The organism is Anaeromyxobacter sp. SG66 (assembly GCF_022690805.1).
GTDB lineage: Bacteria > Myxococcota > Myxococcia > Myxococcales > Anaeromyxobacteraceae > Anaeromyxobacter > Anaeromyxobacter soli.
In genome coordinates, this window is record NZ_JALCZC010000042.1 from 19,152 (window position 1) to 34,854 (window position 15,703).

Annotated in this window: 12 protein-coding genes; 7 read left to right on the forward strand and 5 right to left on the reverse strand. The window is 74.4% G+C overall.

Annotation, left to right across the window (positions count from 1 at the left end):
- Nucleotides 1-235: 235 nt before the first annotated feature.
- From MNZ39_RS13280 to MNZ39_RS13290, 3 genes are all read right to left on the reverse strand, one after another.
- Nucleotides 236-1,285, reverse strand: coding sequence for a polyprenyl synthetase family protein (locus tag MNZ39_RS13280; protein WP_242339232.1), 1,050 nt, complete (start codon nt 1,283-1,285; stop codon nt 236-238).
- 87 nt (nt 1,286-1,372) lie between these two features.
- Nucleotides 1,373-2,941, reverse strand: coding sequence for a glycosyltransferase family 39 protein (locus tag MNZ39_RS13285; protein WP_242339234.1), 1,569 nt, complete (start codon nt 2,939-2,941; stop codon nt 1,373-1,375).
- A gap of 24 nt (nt 2,942-2,965) precedes the next feature.
- On the reverse strand, nt 2,966-4,219 hold the full coding sequence (locus tag MNZ39_RS13290) for a hypothetical protein (RefSeq protein ID WP_242339236.1): 1,254 nt from the start codon (nt 4,217-4,219) through the stop codon (nt 2,966-2,968).
- Nucleotides 4,220-4,239: 20 nt separating this feature from the next.
- On the opposite strand from MNZ39_RS13290, the gene truA reads away from it, so the two are divergent.
- Together truA and asd are read left to right on the forward strand one after the other, a co-directional pair.
- Nucleotides 4,240-4,977, forward strand: coding sequence for a tRNA pseudouridine(38-40) synthase TruA (truA, locus tag MNZ39_RS13295; RefSeq protein WP_242339238.1), 738 nt, complete (start codon nt 4,240-4,242; stop codon nt 4,975-4,977).
- Between the two features lie 122 nt (nt 4,978-5,099).
- On the forward strand, nt 5,100-6,188 hold the full coding sequence (gene asd, locus MNZ39_RS13300) for an aspartate-semialdehyde dehydrogenase (RefSeq protein WP_242339240.1): 1,089 nt from the start codon (nt 5,100-5,102) through the stop codon (nt 6,186-6,188).
- Between the two features lie 100 nt (nt 6,189-6,288).
- On the opposite strand, the gene MNZ39_RS13305 is transcribed toward asd, so the two are convergent.
- Entirely contained in the window at nt 6,289-6,780 is a 492-nt protein-coding gene (locus MNZ39_RS13305; RefSeq protein ID WP_242339242.1) for a DoxX family protein, read from the reverse strand.
- 257 nt (nt 6,781-7,037) lie between these two features.
- On the opposite strand from MNZ39_RS13305, the gene MNZ39_RS13310 reads away from it, so the two are divergent.
- Nucleotides 7,038-7,988, forward strand: coding sequence for an MBL fold metallo-hydrolase (locus MNZ39_RS13310; RefSeq protein ID WP_242339244.1), 951 nt, complete (start codon nt 7,038-7,040; stop codon nt 7,986-7,988).
- A 188-nt stretch (nt 7,989-8,176) separates the two neighbouring features.
- On the opposite strand, the gene clpB is transcribed toward MNZ39_RS13310, so the two are convergent.
- Entirely contained in the window at nt 8,177-10,798 is a 2,622-nt protein-coding gene (clpB, locus tag MNZ39_RS13315; RefSeq protein WP_242339246.1) for an ATP-dependent chaperone ClpB, read from the reverse strand.
- Between the two features lie 117 nt (nt 10,799-10,915).
- Here clpB and MNZ39_RS13320 point away from each other — a divergent pair, with 117 nt between their 5' ends.
- The 4 genes from MNZ39_RS13320 to MNZ39_RS13335 form a co-directional block, all read left to right on the forward strand.
- Nucleotides 10,916-12,487 carry an MASE3 domain-containing protein gene (locus tag MNZ39_RS13320; RefSeq protein ID WP_242339248.1) on the forward strand — a complete coding sequence of 524 codons (1,572 nt, stop codon included), beginning with the start codon at nt 10,916-10,918 and terminating at the stop codon, nt 12,485-12,487.
- Nucleotides 12,488-12,575: 88 nt separating this feature from the next.
- The gene (locus MNZ39_RS13325; protein ID WP_242339250.1) at nt 12,576-13,649 is read left to right on the forward strand and encodes a type III polyketide synthase; all 1,074 of its coding nucleotides are present in this window, start codon (nt 12,576-12,578) and stop codon (nt 13,647-13,649) included.
- 2 nt (nt 13,650-13,651) lie between these two features.
- Nucleotides 13,652-13,933 carry an acyl carrier protein gene (locus MNZ39_RS13330; RefSeq protein ID WP_242339252.1) on the forward strand — a complete coding sequence of 94 codons (282 nt, stop codon included), beginning with the start codon at nt 13,652-13,654 and terminating at the stop codon, nt 13,931-13,933.
- The coding region (locus MNZ39_RS13335; RefSeq protein ID WP_242339254.1) for an AMP-binding protein at nt 13,930-15,703 on the forward strand (1,774 nt) is incomplete at its 3' end. The genes MNZ39_RS13330 and MNZ39_RS13335, both read left to right, overlap by 4 nt.

Sequence of the window (15,703 nt, forward strand, 5' to 3'; positions counted from 1 at the left end):
CTGCGGCCTAAACGGCCGATCATGATTCGCGAACAGGCGAGCGTAGCGAGCCCGCCGGGGCGACGCCGCGGAAGCGGCGTAGCCGCTCGCGGCGGCGCACGGGACCCGGCGAGCGGGGGTGGGCCCCCGACGAGCTTCGCTCGGCGGGGCGGGGGACGCAGTCCCCCGGTCGAACATGGCTAAACGACAGCGTGATTCGCGTCACCGAAGGTGATCGCGAATCACGAACTGTCGTTTAGAACGCGCGCTCGGTGAGCGATCCCGCCGCCTCGCGCAGCGCCCGGCGGTGCACGCCGTCGGGCACCTCCTCGAGCGCGGCGAGCGCGCTGCGGGTGTGCTCGCGGGCGAGCGCGCGCGCGTCCTCGACGCCGCCGACGCGCTTCACCACCTCGACCACGTCGGCGGCGACGGCGTCGCCGTCGTCCTGGCCGTCCACGAGCGCGGCGAGCCGCTCGCGCAGCCGGGGCTCGGCCTCGCAGGCCCGGATGAGGGGGAGCGTCGCCTTGCCCTCGATGAGGTCCGTTCCGAGGCGCTTGCCGAGGAGCTTCGGGTCGGCGGCGTAGTCGAGCGCATCGTCCACGAGCTGGAAGGCGATGCCGATGCCCTCGCCGAACCGGACGAGCGCCTCCGGCACGTGCCCGACCTCGCCGGCCGCCCACGCGCCCGCCGCGGCGGCCCAGCCGAAGAGCGAGGCGGTCTTGCCGATCACGACGTCGAGGTAGTCCTTCTCGGTCGCGGCGAAGGAGCTGCGGAGCGAGAGCTGGAGCACCTCGCCCTCGACGAGCCTGCGCATCGTGGCGAGCAGCGTCGGGAGCGCCGCCGAGCGGGCGGGCTCCGCCGAGACGATCTCGAGCGCGCGGGTGAGGAGCCAGTCGCCGGAGAGGACCGAGACGGCGTTGCCCCAGATGACGCGCGAGGCGGGCTGGCCGCGCCGCAGCGGGCCGTCGTCGATCACGTCGTCGTGGAGGAGCGTCGCCGAGTGGGTCAGCTCGGCGGCGACCGCGTACGGCACCGCGGCGCGCATCTCGCCGCCGCAGGCGCCGCAGGCGAGGAGCGTCACCATGGGACGGATGCGCTTGCCGCCCGCCGAGACCAGGTGGCGCGCCGCGGCGCGGAGCTTCTCCTCGGCGTCCTCGGTCGCGCGGGTGAGCTGCTCCTCGAGCGCGACGAGGCTCTCCGGCAGCGCGGGGACGTCTGCGAGGGCGGCCTGCGCACGCTCGGGGCGGACGCCGCGCTCTGCGCTCGCGTCGAGCTGGGACAGGATGGCCTGCTCACTCGCTGCCACGGGGAGCCTCCGGGGACCGGCGCTTTCAACGAAAGTTGAACGGCATATAACGCGGGCGGCGCCGCGGGGTCAACGAATGCCCGACCCTCATTCGTAGTGCCGCACCGCCGGCCAGACCTCGGCGAGCGGGCGCGTCGCGCCGCGGCAGATCCAGATCCAGCGCGCGTCCTCGTAGGGCATCGTCCACGGGCTCGAGGGCAGCCTCGCGGCGAGCGTGCGCTCGCGGTACAGACCGGCGCCGCAGTCCTCGTGCGCATCCGAGACGACGATGAGCGGATCGCCACCCGTCGCCGGCGGGCCCCACAGGAAGTACTGGTTGTGACCGGAGACGACCGGCGCCCCGAGCCCCGGCGCGTGCACCTCGAGCGCCGCCGCCTCGCCGTAGTTCTGCGCGAACACGGCGGCGCGGGCGCGCGCCTCGGGCGGGAGGCCGCGCGTCACGTCCGCGACGGCGGCGGCGAGCGCCTCCCATCCGTGCTGGTCCGCGAAGATTTGCGGCAGCGCGCCGTACGCGTGCCGCTCGAGCGGCGCCGGCTTCAGCCCGAGCGCGGCCTGGTAGCGGACGAAGGCCTCGACGGGCAGGAGCGGGATCGCGAGGGGGAGCCCGATCGCGCCCGTGACCGCGATCGCACAGAGCGCCGCGAGGCGCGCCGCTCCGCGCCGGAGCGCCCGCTCGATCCCGACGCCGCCCGCGGCGAGCAGCATCGGCAAGGCGGGCGCGGCGTAGTAGGCCTTCCCGCGCGTGGCGACGAGGGTGGCGAGGTACAGGGCTCCCCCGATGGCGAGGAAGCGGAACGGCCGCGCCCGCTCGGCGAGGAGGAGCCAGGCGAGGCCGCCGAGCCACACGGGCGCGGCGAGCGGGCCGGGCTCGAGGAGGAGCGAGCGCGCGAAGCCGCCGAGCGAGAAGGGCGCGTTCTTCTCGAGCTGTCCGTTCCGGACGAGCTCCAGGAACGGCAGGCCGTGCGCCGCCTGCCACAGGACGTTCGGCAGGACGAGGACCGCGCCGAGCGCTGCGCCGGCGAGCGCCCATCGCGTCGCGAGCGCGCGTCGCGCCGGCGTGGCGAGGAGGCCGGCGAGGAGCCCGAGCGCGAGCAGCGCGGACGTGTACTTGAGGAGCGCGCCCGCGGCGGCGACGGCGCCGGCGAGGAGCCACCACCGAGGGGAGTCGCCCAGCACGAGCCGGACGAGCACGCAGGCGAGCGCGATCATCGCGAGCGGCTCGAACGCGTTCATCGTGAGGTAGTGGCCGAGCCCGGCGAGGAGCGGCGAGGCCGCCAGGGCCACGCCGGCGAGCGCCGCCGCGAACGCGCCGCCGCCGAGGCGTCGCGCGAGCCGCGCGGCGAGGAAGACCGTGGCGGCCGAGGCGAGCCACGCGGGGAGCCGCAGGCCGGGGACCCAGGTGCCGAAGAGCGCGTGCGCGACCCGGGCGACGAGCGCGATCCCGGGCGGCTGATCGACGTACCCCCACCCGAGCCGCTCGCCGCAGACGATGAAGTAGAGCTCGTCGCGGAAGATGCCGTAGCGGCCGCCGGCGGCCACGTGCAGCGCGAAGGTCGCGGCCGCGAGGGCGGCGGGGAGGAGGCGCGCCGCGCGGCCGCCCTCGGGTGCGGGGACGTCGGAGAACTCGGAGGGAGGAACCACCGCGGGCGAGCTCACGCGCGCGAGCCTACGGTGCCGCCCTCACTCCCGCCACTCCTCGAGCACCACGTCGTCATAGAAGACCTGACCCTCGTAGTAGTTCACGTGCGGGTCGCCGAACATGAACCAGTCCGGCCAGGTGCCGCCCGCCGGCCAGCGCGGAAACTCCGGTCCCACGAAGGAGCCCGTGTCCACGCAGCCCGCGGCGCCGGCGGCCTCGGCGGCGTCCACGGGGTAGTGCCAGAGGCACGTCTGTGCGGCGTCCACGCTCGCGCGGTAGGTCTGGTCGCCGCCGTAACGGAAGCGGCCCGAGATCTCGAGCGTGTAGCGCGGGCCGTCGCGCTCGATCGTCACGCGGTACCAGGTGTCCGGCAGGTACGCGTCCACGGCGCGTATCGCGCCGGAGGGCTGCCACGCGCCGTTCGAGAAGGAGAGGAACGCGTTGCCCGTCTTCGCGTCGCCCGGGCGCGAGCCGTCGAGCGCGATCATCATGATCGGGTGCTCGCCCGACGCGACGAAGCCGCTCCCGGTCCACACCTCCATCCACGGTGGGTAATGGTTGTCCGAGTCCACGACCACCTTGCGGTGGTGGTGGATCCAGGTGTTGTCGTGCGGCCGCGGGAGCGCGTCGAGGATGGTGAGCCAGTAGAAGCCGTTCTGGCTCGTCGCGCTCTCCCCCGGCCACCAGGGGCCGGCGGTCTCGTCGCCTCTGTCGTAGCCGTTCAGGCCGGGCTTCCCGTCGCCGAACGCGGCGTAGCCGACGCGCAGCGAGATGCGGTAGCGCGCCGGGAGCGGCTGCGTCGGGCGCACGACCGTCCCGTCCGTGTGCTCGGGCGAGCGGAGGCGCAGGACGTGGTTCGTTCCGCCGGCGGGATCGGCCACCACCGCGGCGCGGTCGGCGAGCGCCGCGTCGGCGCGGCGCGAGTACGACTCGAGCGTGAGCCAGCCGCTCGCGCCGAATGGCTCCGTGGCGCGGAACGCGGCGGGCGGGGTCACGCCGCGCGCCACGAAGAAGGCGCCGCCGTCGGCGAACGGGCCGTCGTCGGGCACCGGGTCGGGAGCGAAGGTGCCCGCGGGCAGGTCGCCGCCCTCGAAGTCCTCTCGCGCGACGACCGCCCAGCCCGGCGTCGTCGGGGTGCCCCCACCTCCGCCGCCTCCGCCGCCTCCACCTCCGCCGGTCCCCCCGCCGCCGTCCGTGCCGCCCCCCGACGGCTCGCCGGTCGAGCCGCCGTTCCGGCAGCCGGCGGCGGAGAGGGCGAGGAGGAGCATCGCGCAGAGCAGGCGGAGGAGCGGCATGGCCGTGGTAGGTTGCGCACGTGCCGGTCGTGAAGCTCGTCCTCGAGTACGACGGGACCCGCTACGTCGGCTGGCAGGTCCAGCCCAACGGCCCGTCGATCCAGGCCGAGGTCGAGCGGGCCCTCGCGACGCTCCACAAGGAGCCGCGGCGCGTGACCGCGGCGGGGCGCACCGACGCGGGGGTGCACGCCCGCGGCCAGGTCGTCTCCTTCCCGGAGGCGCGGCCGCTGCCGCTCTCCGCCTACGTGAAGGGGATGAACGCGCTCCTCCCCGACGACGTCGCCGTCCGCACGGCGAGCGTCGAGCCGGACGGCTTCGATGCGCGCCGGAGCGCGCGTGGCAAGCGCTACCGCTACGTCGTCCTGAACCTCGAGACGCGCGCGCCGCTGTCGCGCCTCCAGGCGTGGCAGCTCTTCGGCGCGCTCGACGTCGGCGCGATGCGCGCGGCGTCGCGCCACCTGCTCGGTCGCCAGGACTTCGCTGCCTTCCAGGCGGCCGACTGCGCCTGCGAGCACGCCGTCCGCGACGTGCACCGGCTCGACGTGCTCGGCGAGGCGGGAGGGCGGGTGGAGCTGGTCGTCGAGGCGACGGCCTTCGTGAAGCACATGGTGCGGAACTTCGTCGGCACGCTCGTGGAGGTCGGGAAGGGCAGGCGGAGCGCGGACTCCATGCCCGCGCTCGTCGCGAGCCGCGACCGCACCCGGGCCGGAAGGACCGCACCGCCGCAGGGGCTCTTCCTCGAGGAGGTCTTCTACTGATTGGACCTCGCGCGGCGGCCCGCCGCGCGCGTTGACTCGCGAGTCGGCGCTCGCCGGCCCCGCCGCCTCGACGGGCCCATCCCGTGTGCTACGCTCCACGGTTCCTTTCCAAGCGAGGAGTCATGAGCCAGAAGAAGCTGAAGGTGGGCGTGCTCGGCGCGACCGGCATGGTCGGCCAGCGGTTCGTCGCGCTGCTCGAGAACCACCCCTGGTACGAGGTGACGCTCGTGGCCGCGAGCGCGAACTCCGCGGGCCAGAAATACGCCGACGCGGTGAAGGGGCGCTGGGCGCTCAAGACCGCGATCCCGGCCGCGACCGCCGCCCTCAGCGTGAAGAACGCCTCCGCGGTCGACGAGATCGCCCGCGAGGTGGACTTCGTCTTCTGCGCCGTCGACATGTCCAAGGAGGAGACGGCGAAGCTCGAGGAGGACTACGCGCGCCGCGAGACGCCGGTCGTGTCCAACAACTCCGCGCACCGCGGCACGCCCGACGTGCCGATGATGGTGCCCGAGGTGAACCCCGAGCACGCCGCGGTGATCGAGGCGCAGCGCAAGCGGCTCGGCGCCGCGCGCGGCTTCATCGCCGTGAAGCCGAACTGCTCGATCCAGAGCTACGTGCCGGCGCTCCACCCGCTCATGAAGTTCGGGCCGAAGCGCGTCGCGGTCTGCACCTACCAGGCGATCAGCGGCGCCGGGAAGACCTTCGAGAGCTGGCCGGAGATGGTCGACAACCTCATCCCCTTCATCAAGGGCGAGGAGGAGAAGTCCGAGCAGGAGCCCATGAAGATCTGGGGCCGGCTCGAGGGCGGCCGGATCGAGAAGGCGAAGGACCCGATCATCACCGCGCAGTGCATCCGGGTGCCCGCCTCCGACGGGCACATGGCGGCGGCGTTCGTGACCTTCGAGCGGAAGCCCGACCGCGCCGAGGTCATCGAGCTGTGGCGGAGCTGGGAGCCGAAGCCCCAGAAGATGGGGCTCCCCTCGGCGCCGAAGCCGTTCCTCACCTACTTCGAGGAGGACTCGCGGCCGCAGACGAAGCTCGACCGCGACATCGGCGGCGGCATGGGCGTCGCCATCGGCCGGCTGCGTCCCGACGCGCTCTTCGACTACCGGTTCGTGTCGCTCTCGCACAACACGGTGCGCGGCGCCGCGGGCGGCGCGGTGCTCACGGCGGAGCTCCTCACGGCCGAGGGCTGGATCCAGGCGAAGTAGCGCGCTCCGGTCGCGACCTGCGGCGCCGTGCCGTCCCGCGCCCGCGGGGCGCGCGGCGCCGCGCTGCGTCCGGCGTCGCTCACTGCGGGATCGGCGGCGCTCAGGCGTGGACCTCACGGTGCCTGAGCCACGGCACCTGCAGCCGGCTCTCGCGCTTCATGAGCCGCTCGTCCACCGAGAGCGGCCCGGCCCCGCCGATGAACAGCGCCAGCAGCCCGGCGAGGAAGAGGAGGTTCACCTCGATGCCCGGCATCCCGAACACCGGGCCCTTGTCGGTCATCCCGGTGATCTGGATGTAGCCGAAGCCGTACGGCGCGTGAACCCTGATCATCGCGACGAGCATCTCGAGCGAGAGCAGGAGGGCGACGAGCCAGGTGGCGGCGCCGACGATGAGCGCGATCCCGCCGAAGAACTCGACGATGCCTCCCACCCAGGCCATGAGCGCGGGCAGCGGGATCCCGAGCTGGGCGAGCATGCCCTGGAACTCGGCGTGCCCCGCGGCGGTGAGCTTCGGGGCGCCGTGGTACATGAACGAGATCCCGAGCAGGATGCGGAGCGGAAGCGGCCAGTAGTGTTCGAGGTGGCGATCCATCGCAGCGACCTCCTGGCGGCGAGGGAGCTGCCGCCTCTGGATCCATAGCTGCGCCGGCCTCCGCAGCAACCCGGAGTCACGCCGCTCCTCGCGCGCCGCTCGCCCTGCGCCGGTGCGCGGCGCCGCGTGATGGGCGCACGACCGGCCGCTCCGCGGCCTCCCGGGCGCCACGCCGCGCGGCCGCAGCCTCATGCCGAGTTGCCGTGCGGACGCCGCGCCGGTACAGAAGCACGGCCCCGCAAGCTCCGGAGAGCCCGATGCACCTCGACCCTGCCCGCGAGATCGCCCCCGGCGTCGTCCTCCTCGACTCGGGCTACGTCCGCCCGAAGCTCGCCGCCTGCTACGTCGTCCGGGGCGACGCGTCCGCCGCCGTGATCGAGACCGCGGCGTCCTCGTCCGTGCCGCGCATCCTCGAGGCGCTCGCCGCGTTCCGCATCGCGCCCGCGGACGTCTCGCACGTGGTCGTCACGCACGTGCACCTCGACCACGCGGGCGGCGCGGGGAAGCTCATGGAGGCGCTCCCTCGCGCGACGCTGGTCGCGCACCCGCGCGGCGCGCGCCACCTCGTCGATCCGTCGAAGCTCATCGCGGGCACCGCCGAGGTCTACGGTGAGGCGCGCTTCCGGGAGCTCTACGGCGACATCCCGCCCATCCCCGCGGCGCGGGTCGTCGAGGCGCCGGACGGCCACGAGGTGGATCTCGGCGGCCGCGTGCTCCGCATGCTCGACGCCCCCGGTCACGCGAAGCACCACCTCGTCGTCCACGATCCCGCGACGCGCGGCTTCTTCACCGGCGACGCGTTCGGCATCTCCTACCGCGAGGCCGACTCCGCGAAGGGGCCCTTCGTGTTCCCGACCACGACGCCGGTGCAGCTCGATCCGGCCGCGCTGCGGCGGACCGTGGAGCGCATGCTCGCGGAGAAGCCCGAGCGCATCTACCTCACGCACTTCGGGATGCTCGAGGGGGAGATCCCCCGCGCCGCCGCCCAGCTCCTCGAGGGCCTCGACGAGCACGTGCGGCTCGCGCGCGCGGCGCCCTCCGGGCCCGGCCGTCACGCCGCCCTGCGCGAGGCGCTCGCCGGTCAGCTCCTCCGCGGCCTCGCCGCGCACGGCGCGCCGCTCGCGCGCGAGGAGGCGCTGGCGGTGTACGGGGTGGACCTCGACCTCAACGCGCAGGGGCTCGAGGTCTGGCTCGACGCGCAGGCGTAGTGATCGTACGGGGGCTGCGCCCCCGCCCCGTCGGCGGCTCACCGCCGTCGCCGGGGCCCCACCCCTGCTCGGCGGGGCCCGTGAGCCCGTGCGCCCGCGTTCGCGGGTGCGCCCGGGCTCCCCGCCGGGAGGGGGCGTTGCCCCCTCCCCGTGCGTTGCACGGGGCCCCTCCCCGGTTCGACCACCTATCAATGCACGAGCGCCTCGCCCTCGACGGCGCGGGCGCCCTTCGCGAACGTGATGTTCCCGTCCGGCCCCTCGTCCACCACGACGTGGTCGCCGGCCTTGAACTCGCCGCGCAGGAGCTTCGTCGCGAGCGGGTCCTGGATCATCCGCTGGATGGCGCGCTTCAGGGGGCGCGCCCCGTAGACCGGGTCGTAGCCCGCGTCGGCGATGGCCTCGCGCGCCGCAGGCGAGAGCTCGATCGTGATGCGCCGCTCCTCGAGGAGCTTGCGCAGGCGCGCGAGCTGGATCTCCACGATGCGCCCGACGTGCTCGCGCGACAGCGGGCGGAAGACCACGATCTCGTCCACCCGGTTCAGGAACTCCGGCCGGAACTCCGCGCGCAGGTTCTCGAGCGCCGCCTCCCGGATCGCCGAGACGTCGGCCCCCGGGCGGCCGGCGAGCCGCTGGATCTCCTGCGAGCCGATGTTGGAGGTCATGATGACGACCGCGTTCCGGAAGTCGACGGTGCGCCCCTGGCCGTCGGTGAGCCGGCCGTCGTCGAGGATCTGGAGGAGCACGTTGAAGACGTCGTGGTGCGCCTTCTCGATCTCGTCGAAGAGGATCACCGCATACGGCCGGCGGCGGACCGCCTCGGTGAGCTGGCCGCCCTCCTCGTAGCCGACGTAGCCGGGGGGCGCGCCGATGAGCCGCGACACGGCGTGCTTCTCCATGTACTCGCTCATGTCGAGGCGGACCATCGCGGCCTCGTCGTCGAACAGGAACTCGGCGAGCGCGCGGGCGGTCTCCGTCTTCCCGACGCCGGTGGGCCCGAGGAAGATGAACGAGCCGATCGGCCGGTTGGGATCCTGGAGGCCCGAGCGCGCGCGGCGCACCGCCGCCGAGACCGCCTGCACCGCCTCGTCCTGGCCGACGACGCGCTCCCGCAGCCGGTCCTCCATGCCGAGGAGCTTCTCGACCTCGCCCTCGACGAGCTTCGAGACCGGGATGCCGGTCCACTTGGAGACCACCTCGGCGATCTCCTCGGGCGTGACCTCCTCCTTCAGCATCGCGCCGTCGCGCTGCAGGCCGGCGAGGCGCTCCTGCAGCTCCGCCACGCGCCGCTCCACCTCCGGGAGCCGGCCGAACTTGATCTCGGCGGCCTTCTGGAAGTTCGCCTCGCGCTCCGCCTTCGTCTGCTCCTGCTTCAGCCCGTCGATCTCCTGCTTCGCCTGCGCGAGGTCCTGGATGACCGCCTTCTCCGCGTCCCAGCGGCTCTTGAGGCGCGCGAACTCCTCGTTCAGCGCGGCGAGCTCCTTCTCCGCCTGGCCGAGCCGGTGCCGCGAGGCCTCGTCCTGCTCCTTCTGCAGCCCCTGCCGCTCGATCTCGAGCTGTGCGATGCGGCGGCGCACCTCGTCCACCTCGGTCGGCATCGAGTCGATCTCGATGCGCAACCGGCTCGCCGCCTCGTCGACGAGGTCGATGGCCTTGTCAGGCAGGAAGCGGTCGGTGATGTAGCGGTGGCTGAGCCGCGCCGCCTCGACGAGCGCCGCGTCCTGGATGCGGACCTTGTGGTGCAGCTCGTAGCGGTCCTTGAGGCCGCGCAGGATCGAGATGGTGTCGGCCACCGACGGCTCGCCCACGAACACCGGCTGGAAGCGCCGCTCGAGGGCGGGGTCCTTCTCGACGTGCTTGCGGTACTCGTTCACGGTGGTGGCGCCGATCGCGTGCAGCTCGCCGCGCGCGAGGGCGGGCTTCAGCATGTTGCCCGCGTCCATCGCGCCCTCGGCGGCGCCGGCGCCGATGATGGTGTGCATCTCGTCGATGAAGAGGATGATCTGGCCCTCGGACGAGACGACCTCCTTGAGGACGCCCTTCAGCCGCTCCTCGAACTCGCCGCGGTACTTCGCGCCCGCGACCATCGCGCCGAGGTCGAGCGCGAGGAGGCGCTTCCCCTTGAGCCCCTCGGGTACGTCGCCGTCCACGATGCGCCGGGCGAGCCCCTCGACGATGGCGGTCTTGCCGACGCCCGGGTCGCCGACGAGCACGGGGTTGTTCTTCGTGCGGCGGGAGAGGATCTGGACGACGCGGCGGATCTCGTCGTCGCGCCCCACCACCGGATCGAGCTTCCCCGCCTTCGCGAGCGCGGTGAGGTCCTTCGCGTACTTCTCGAGGGCGCGGTACTGGCTCTCGGCCTCGGGCGACGTCACGCGCGCCCCGCCGCGCACGTCCTGGAGCGCGGCGACGATCCGGTCCGGCGTCGCCCCCGAGGCGCGCAGCGCCTCGCCCGCGCCGGTCTTCTCCTCGGCGGCGGCGAGCAGGAGGTGCTCGGTCGAGACGTACTCGTCCTTGAGCCGCTTCGCGGCGTCCTCGGCGCGGTCGACGAGCTTCGCGAGCCGGTTCGCGAGGTACGGCTCCGCGCCGGAGACCTTGGGCACGGTGCGCAGCTCGTCCTCCACGCGCGAGGCGACGAGCGACGGCTCCGCGCCGATCTTCTCCAGGATGGGCGTCGCGGTCCCCTCCGGCTGGGAGAGGAGGGCGAGCACGAGGTGCTCGACGTCGATGGCCTGGTGGTCGCGGCGGCGCGCCTCGCTCTGGGCGGCGGCGAGCGCCTCCTGGGCCTTCACGGTGAGCTTTTCCATTCGCATGGCGCGAACGTAAGACCGCGGGGGGGCTTGGCAAGCAGCGCCGCCGCGGCAGGAAAGCCGGAATTGCATCGCTCCGGCTCGTGTAGAGTCGAGGCCCGCCCGGGGATGGGCGCCTCCATGGTGGACGATCTGACCCTGCCTCGCGCGGCCTCGCGACCGCCCACCGCCTCGTCCGGGCTGCGGCTCGCGTGGCTCGTCGCGCTCGCCGCGCCCCTCGTCATCCTCCTCGCGCTGCCCGGGCTGCACGAGCCGCTCTCTGCGGCCCGGTACCTCCCCGTCCACACCGTCCTCGAGCTGCTCGTCGTCGGCGTGGCGTTCGCCACGTTCGGCGTGCAGTGGTTCGCGGCCCGCGAGTTCCCGGATCGACGGGCGCAGGTGATCGGCCCCGCGTTCCTGGCGGTGGGGCTCTTCGAGGCCCTGCACCTGCTCACGTTTCCGGGGATGCCGGGCGTCGGGGGCCCGGGGACGACCGAGCGGGGCATCTACTACTGGTTCCTTGCCCGCCTCTGGACCGTGGGGACGCTCGTCTGGGTCGCGCGGCTCCCGCCGAGCGATCGGAGCCTGCGGCCGGGCAGGGCGCGCCTGCTCGTCCCCCACCTCGTCGCGGTCACGGCCTTCGTCGCGGTCGAGCTCGCCTTGCCGGGCGATCGGGCCTTCTTCTACGTGGAGGGAGGCGGGCTCACGTCCGCGAAGGTCGGGCTCGAGCTCTTCGTCGCGGCGGTCGCGCTCGTGGGCGCGCTCGTGCACCACCGCGCCGCCCGCGCCGGCGACCGCGGCGCCCGCACGCTCGCGGCGGCGCTCGCGGTCACCGTCCTCTCCGAGCTCTCCCTCACCCTCTACGCGCGCCCGTTCGATCCGGTGCACGTGCTCGGGCACGCGTACCTGGTGCTCACCTTCTTCCTCATCTTCCGCGCGCTGTTCGTGGGCGCGGTGGTCGCTCCGCACCGCGAGCTCGTCGCGCTGCGGAGCCACATCGAGAACGAGCTCAACGTCACCATCGCCGAGCTGCGCGCGACGAAGGAGAGCCGCGAGGACCTGCTCCGCGCCGTCTCTCACGACCTGCGCAACCCGCTCCAGATCGTGCTCCTCAAGGCGCAGGTGCTCGGCCGCCACGGGGCGAAGCCGGGCGCGGCGGAGAAGGCCGCGCGCGACATCGCGCTCGCGGGCAGGCGGATGGAGCGGATGCTGCGCGATCTCGCCGACGCGGCGCGCCTCGAGAGCGGCGCCGCGCTCGCGCTCCAGCGCGCCGCCGTGGACGTGCGCGCGTTCGTGGCGGAGGCGATCGAGCTCAACCGCGGGGTGTTCGACCCGCAGCGCCTCGAGGTCGCCGTGCCGGACGGCCTCCCGCCGGTGCACGCCGATCCCGACCGGCTCGACCGCGTCCTCGTGAACCTGGTCGGGAACGCGCTCAAGCACACCGCCGGCCGCGTCGTCGTGAGCGCCAACCCGGCCGGCGCCTTCGTGCGGATCTCCGTCATGGACGAGGGGCCCGGGATCGCGCCCGAGGACCAGCAGCGGATCTTCCAGCGCTACGTGCGAGGTCCCGGGCGGGAGGCCGACGGGCTCGGCCTCGGGCTCTACATCGTGCGGCGGCTCGTCGAGGCTCACGGGGGCGAGGTCGAGCTCGTGAGCGCGCCCGCGGCGGGCAGCACGTTCAGCTTCACGCTGCCCGTCGCGACGCCCGGTTGACGGCGCTGCGTCCGGGCGCCACGGCCCCCGGCCGGACCTTGCGGCCGTGCGCGCGGGGTCACATGCCTGCCGCTGGGCCGTTCCCCCTATGACGAGCACGCACCCCGCGATCCTCTCCGTCGGCCGCGCGCTGCCCCCGAACTTCGTGGATCAGGAGACGCTCATCGCGGCCCTGTCCGCGTACTGGGGCGCGCGGCACTTCAACGTCGAGCGTCTCGCCGATCTGCACCGCGCTGCACGCGTGGGCGGCCGCCACCTCGCCCTTCCGCTCTCCGAGTACCCGGCGCTCGACTCGTTCCGGAAGACCAACGACGCGTTCATCCGGGTCGGGAGCGAGCTGGGCGCGGCGGCCGTGTCGGAGGCGCTCGCGCGGGCGGGCGTCACCCCGCGCGAGGTGGACCATCTCTACTTCGTGACCGTCACCGGCGTCGCCACCCCCTCGCTCGACGCGAAGCTCGTGAACCGGCTGGGGATCTCGCCCTCGGTGAAGCGGACGCCGATCTTCGGCCTGGGCTGCATGGCGGGCGCGGCGGGGCTCGCCCGGGCCTCGGACGCCCTGCGGGCGTTCCCCGGCGAGGTGGCGGTGCTCGTCTCGGTCGAGCTCTGCTCGCTCACCCTCCAGCGGGAGGACACCTCCATCGCGAACGTCATCGCGAGCGGCCTGTTCGGGGACGGCGCGGCGGCGGTGGTGCTCCAGGGCGGCGAGCGCGCCCCCGCGCCCGACCACGCGCCGCGGATCCTCGCGACCCGCTCGGTGTTCTACCCGGACACGGAGTGGGTGATGGGGTGGGACGTCGTCGACACGGGCTTCAAGGTGGTCCTCTCCGCGAAGGTGCCGGAGGTGATCCAGGCGAACGTCGGCGGAGACGTGGATCGCTTCCTCGCCGCGAACGGGCTCTCGCGCGGCGACGTGCGCCACTTCATCGCCCACACCGGCGGGCCGAAGGTGCTCGAGGCCTTCCGCCGCGCCCTCGACCTGCCGGAGGCGGCGCTCTCCCGGTCCTTCCGTTCGCTCCAGGAGGTCGGCAACCTCTCCTCCGCCTCGGTGCTCTTCGTCCTCGGCGACCTGCTCGACGCGGGCGAGGCCCGCCCCGGAGACGTGGGCCTCCTCGCCGCGATGGGCCCGGGCTTCTCGGCCGAGCTCGTCCTCCTCCGGTGGTGACCATGACGGATCGTGAAGCAAGGGTGGCGCACGAGATCCTCCGCATCGCGCGCGACGAGCTCCGGCTCGGCGACGCCACGCCCGCGCCCGACGCGGCCCTCGCGGGCGCGCTCGACTCGCTCCAGCTCCTCTCGCTCGTCGTCGCCGTGGAGGACCGCTTCCGGATCGTCCTCGAGGACGACGACGCGGCCGGAACGCGCACGCTCGCGGATCTCGCGCGGCTCGTCGCGGCGCGCTCGGACGCGGCGCTCATCCCCGCCCAGGCGCCGGAGCCGGCCCGGTGAGGCTCGTGGGGCCACCGGCGCCCGCGCCGCGCTCCCCGACGCTGGCGCACGCGCTCCGCGCGGCCGTGGGCCACCCGAGCGGCGTCACGTTCGTCGATCTCCACGAGCGCGAGCGCACGCTCCGGTGGGCCGAGGTCGCCGACCGCGCGGAGCGGGTGGCCGCCGCGCTCGCGGCGCGGGGCGTGGCGCCGGGCGATCGGGTGGCGATCGTGCTCCGCACGGAGCCCGCCTTCCTGGACGCGTTCTTCGGGGCGTGGCTCGCCGGGGCGGTGCCCGTGCCGCTCTATCCGCCGGTCAGGCTCGGCCGGATGGAGGAGTACCTCGCGCAGACGGCCCGGATGCTCGAGGTGTCGGGCGCGCGGCTCGTCGTCTCCTCCGGCGCGGTGCGGCGCCTCCTCGGCGGCGCCATCGCGCGGGCGGCGCCGCCGCTCGGCTGCGCCGACGCGGCGGAGCTCTCGCAGGAGACCGGTCGACTCTCGCGCGCCTCCGAGCCCGAGGCGCTCGCGCTCGTGCAGTTCTCGTCCGGCTCGACGGTGGACCCGAAGCCGGTCGCGCTCACCCACGCCGCGCTGGAGGCCCAGGTGGACGCGCTCGTCGAGCGGGTCCGGCCCGACGCGAACGACGCGCTCGTCTCCTGGCTGCCGCTCTACCACGACATGGGGCTCATCGGCTGCCTGCTCGCGGCGATGAGCTACCCGGGCCGCCTCGTGCTCATCGCGCCCGAGCACTTCCTCGCGCGCCCCGCGCTGTGGCTCCGCGCCATCGCGCGCCACCAGGGCACGATCTCGGTCGCGCCGAGCTTCGCCTACGCCTACTGCGCCGATCGCGTGAAGGACGCGGAGCTCGCCGGGCTGTCGCTCGGGACCTGGCGCCTCGCGCTCGACGGCGCCGAGCCGGTCTCCGCGGAGGCGATGCGGAGGTTCGCGGCGCGCTTCGGGCCGCACGGCCTCGATCCGGCGGCGCTCGTGCCGGTCTACGGCCTCTCCGAGGCGGCGCTCGCGGTCACCTTTAGCCCGCGCGGGCGGCCGCTCGAGGGGCGTCGGGTCGATCCCGCGCGCCTCGCCCGCGACGGCACCGTCGCGCCCGGGCCGCGCGAGCTCGTCTCGGTGGGCCCGCCCATCGCGGGCGTCGAGGTGGAGATCCGCGACGAGGACGGAGCGCTCGCCGGGGAGGGCCGCCTCGGGCGCGTGTTCGTGCGCGGGCCGTCCCTCATGCAGGGCTACCTCGGCGATCCCGCCGCGACGCGGCGCGCGCTCTCGGGCGGCTGGCTCGACACGGGCGATCTCGGGTTCGCGCTCGGGGGCGAGCTGTACGTGCACGGGCGCGCGAAGGACGTCGTCATCGTGCGCGGCGCGAACCACGCGCCCGACGAGTTCGAGGCGGCCCTCGCGGGCGTGGCGGCGGTCCGGCCGGGCTGCGCCGTGGCGGTCGGCTTCGTCCCCCTCGGCGAGGGGGACGGCGAGGGCGGCGAGGCGCTCGCCATCCTCGCCGAGCGCGCGCGGGGGGCGCGGGACGACCCGGCGGCCGAGTCGGAGATCCGGCGGGCGGTGCTCGAGCGCACCTCGATCGCGCCGTACACGGTGCGCCTCCTCGAGCCGGGGACCCTGCCGCGCACCTCCTCCGGCAAGCTCCGGCGCCGGGAGGCCCTGCGGCGCTTCCTCGCCGGCACGCTCGTGCCGCCGCGCCGGGCGACGGCGCTCCGGCTCGCGCTCGCGCTCCTGCGCGGCGAGCTCGCCCTCGCCCAGGCGCGGGCGCGCCGGCGGCGGCCCG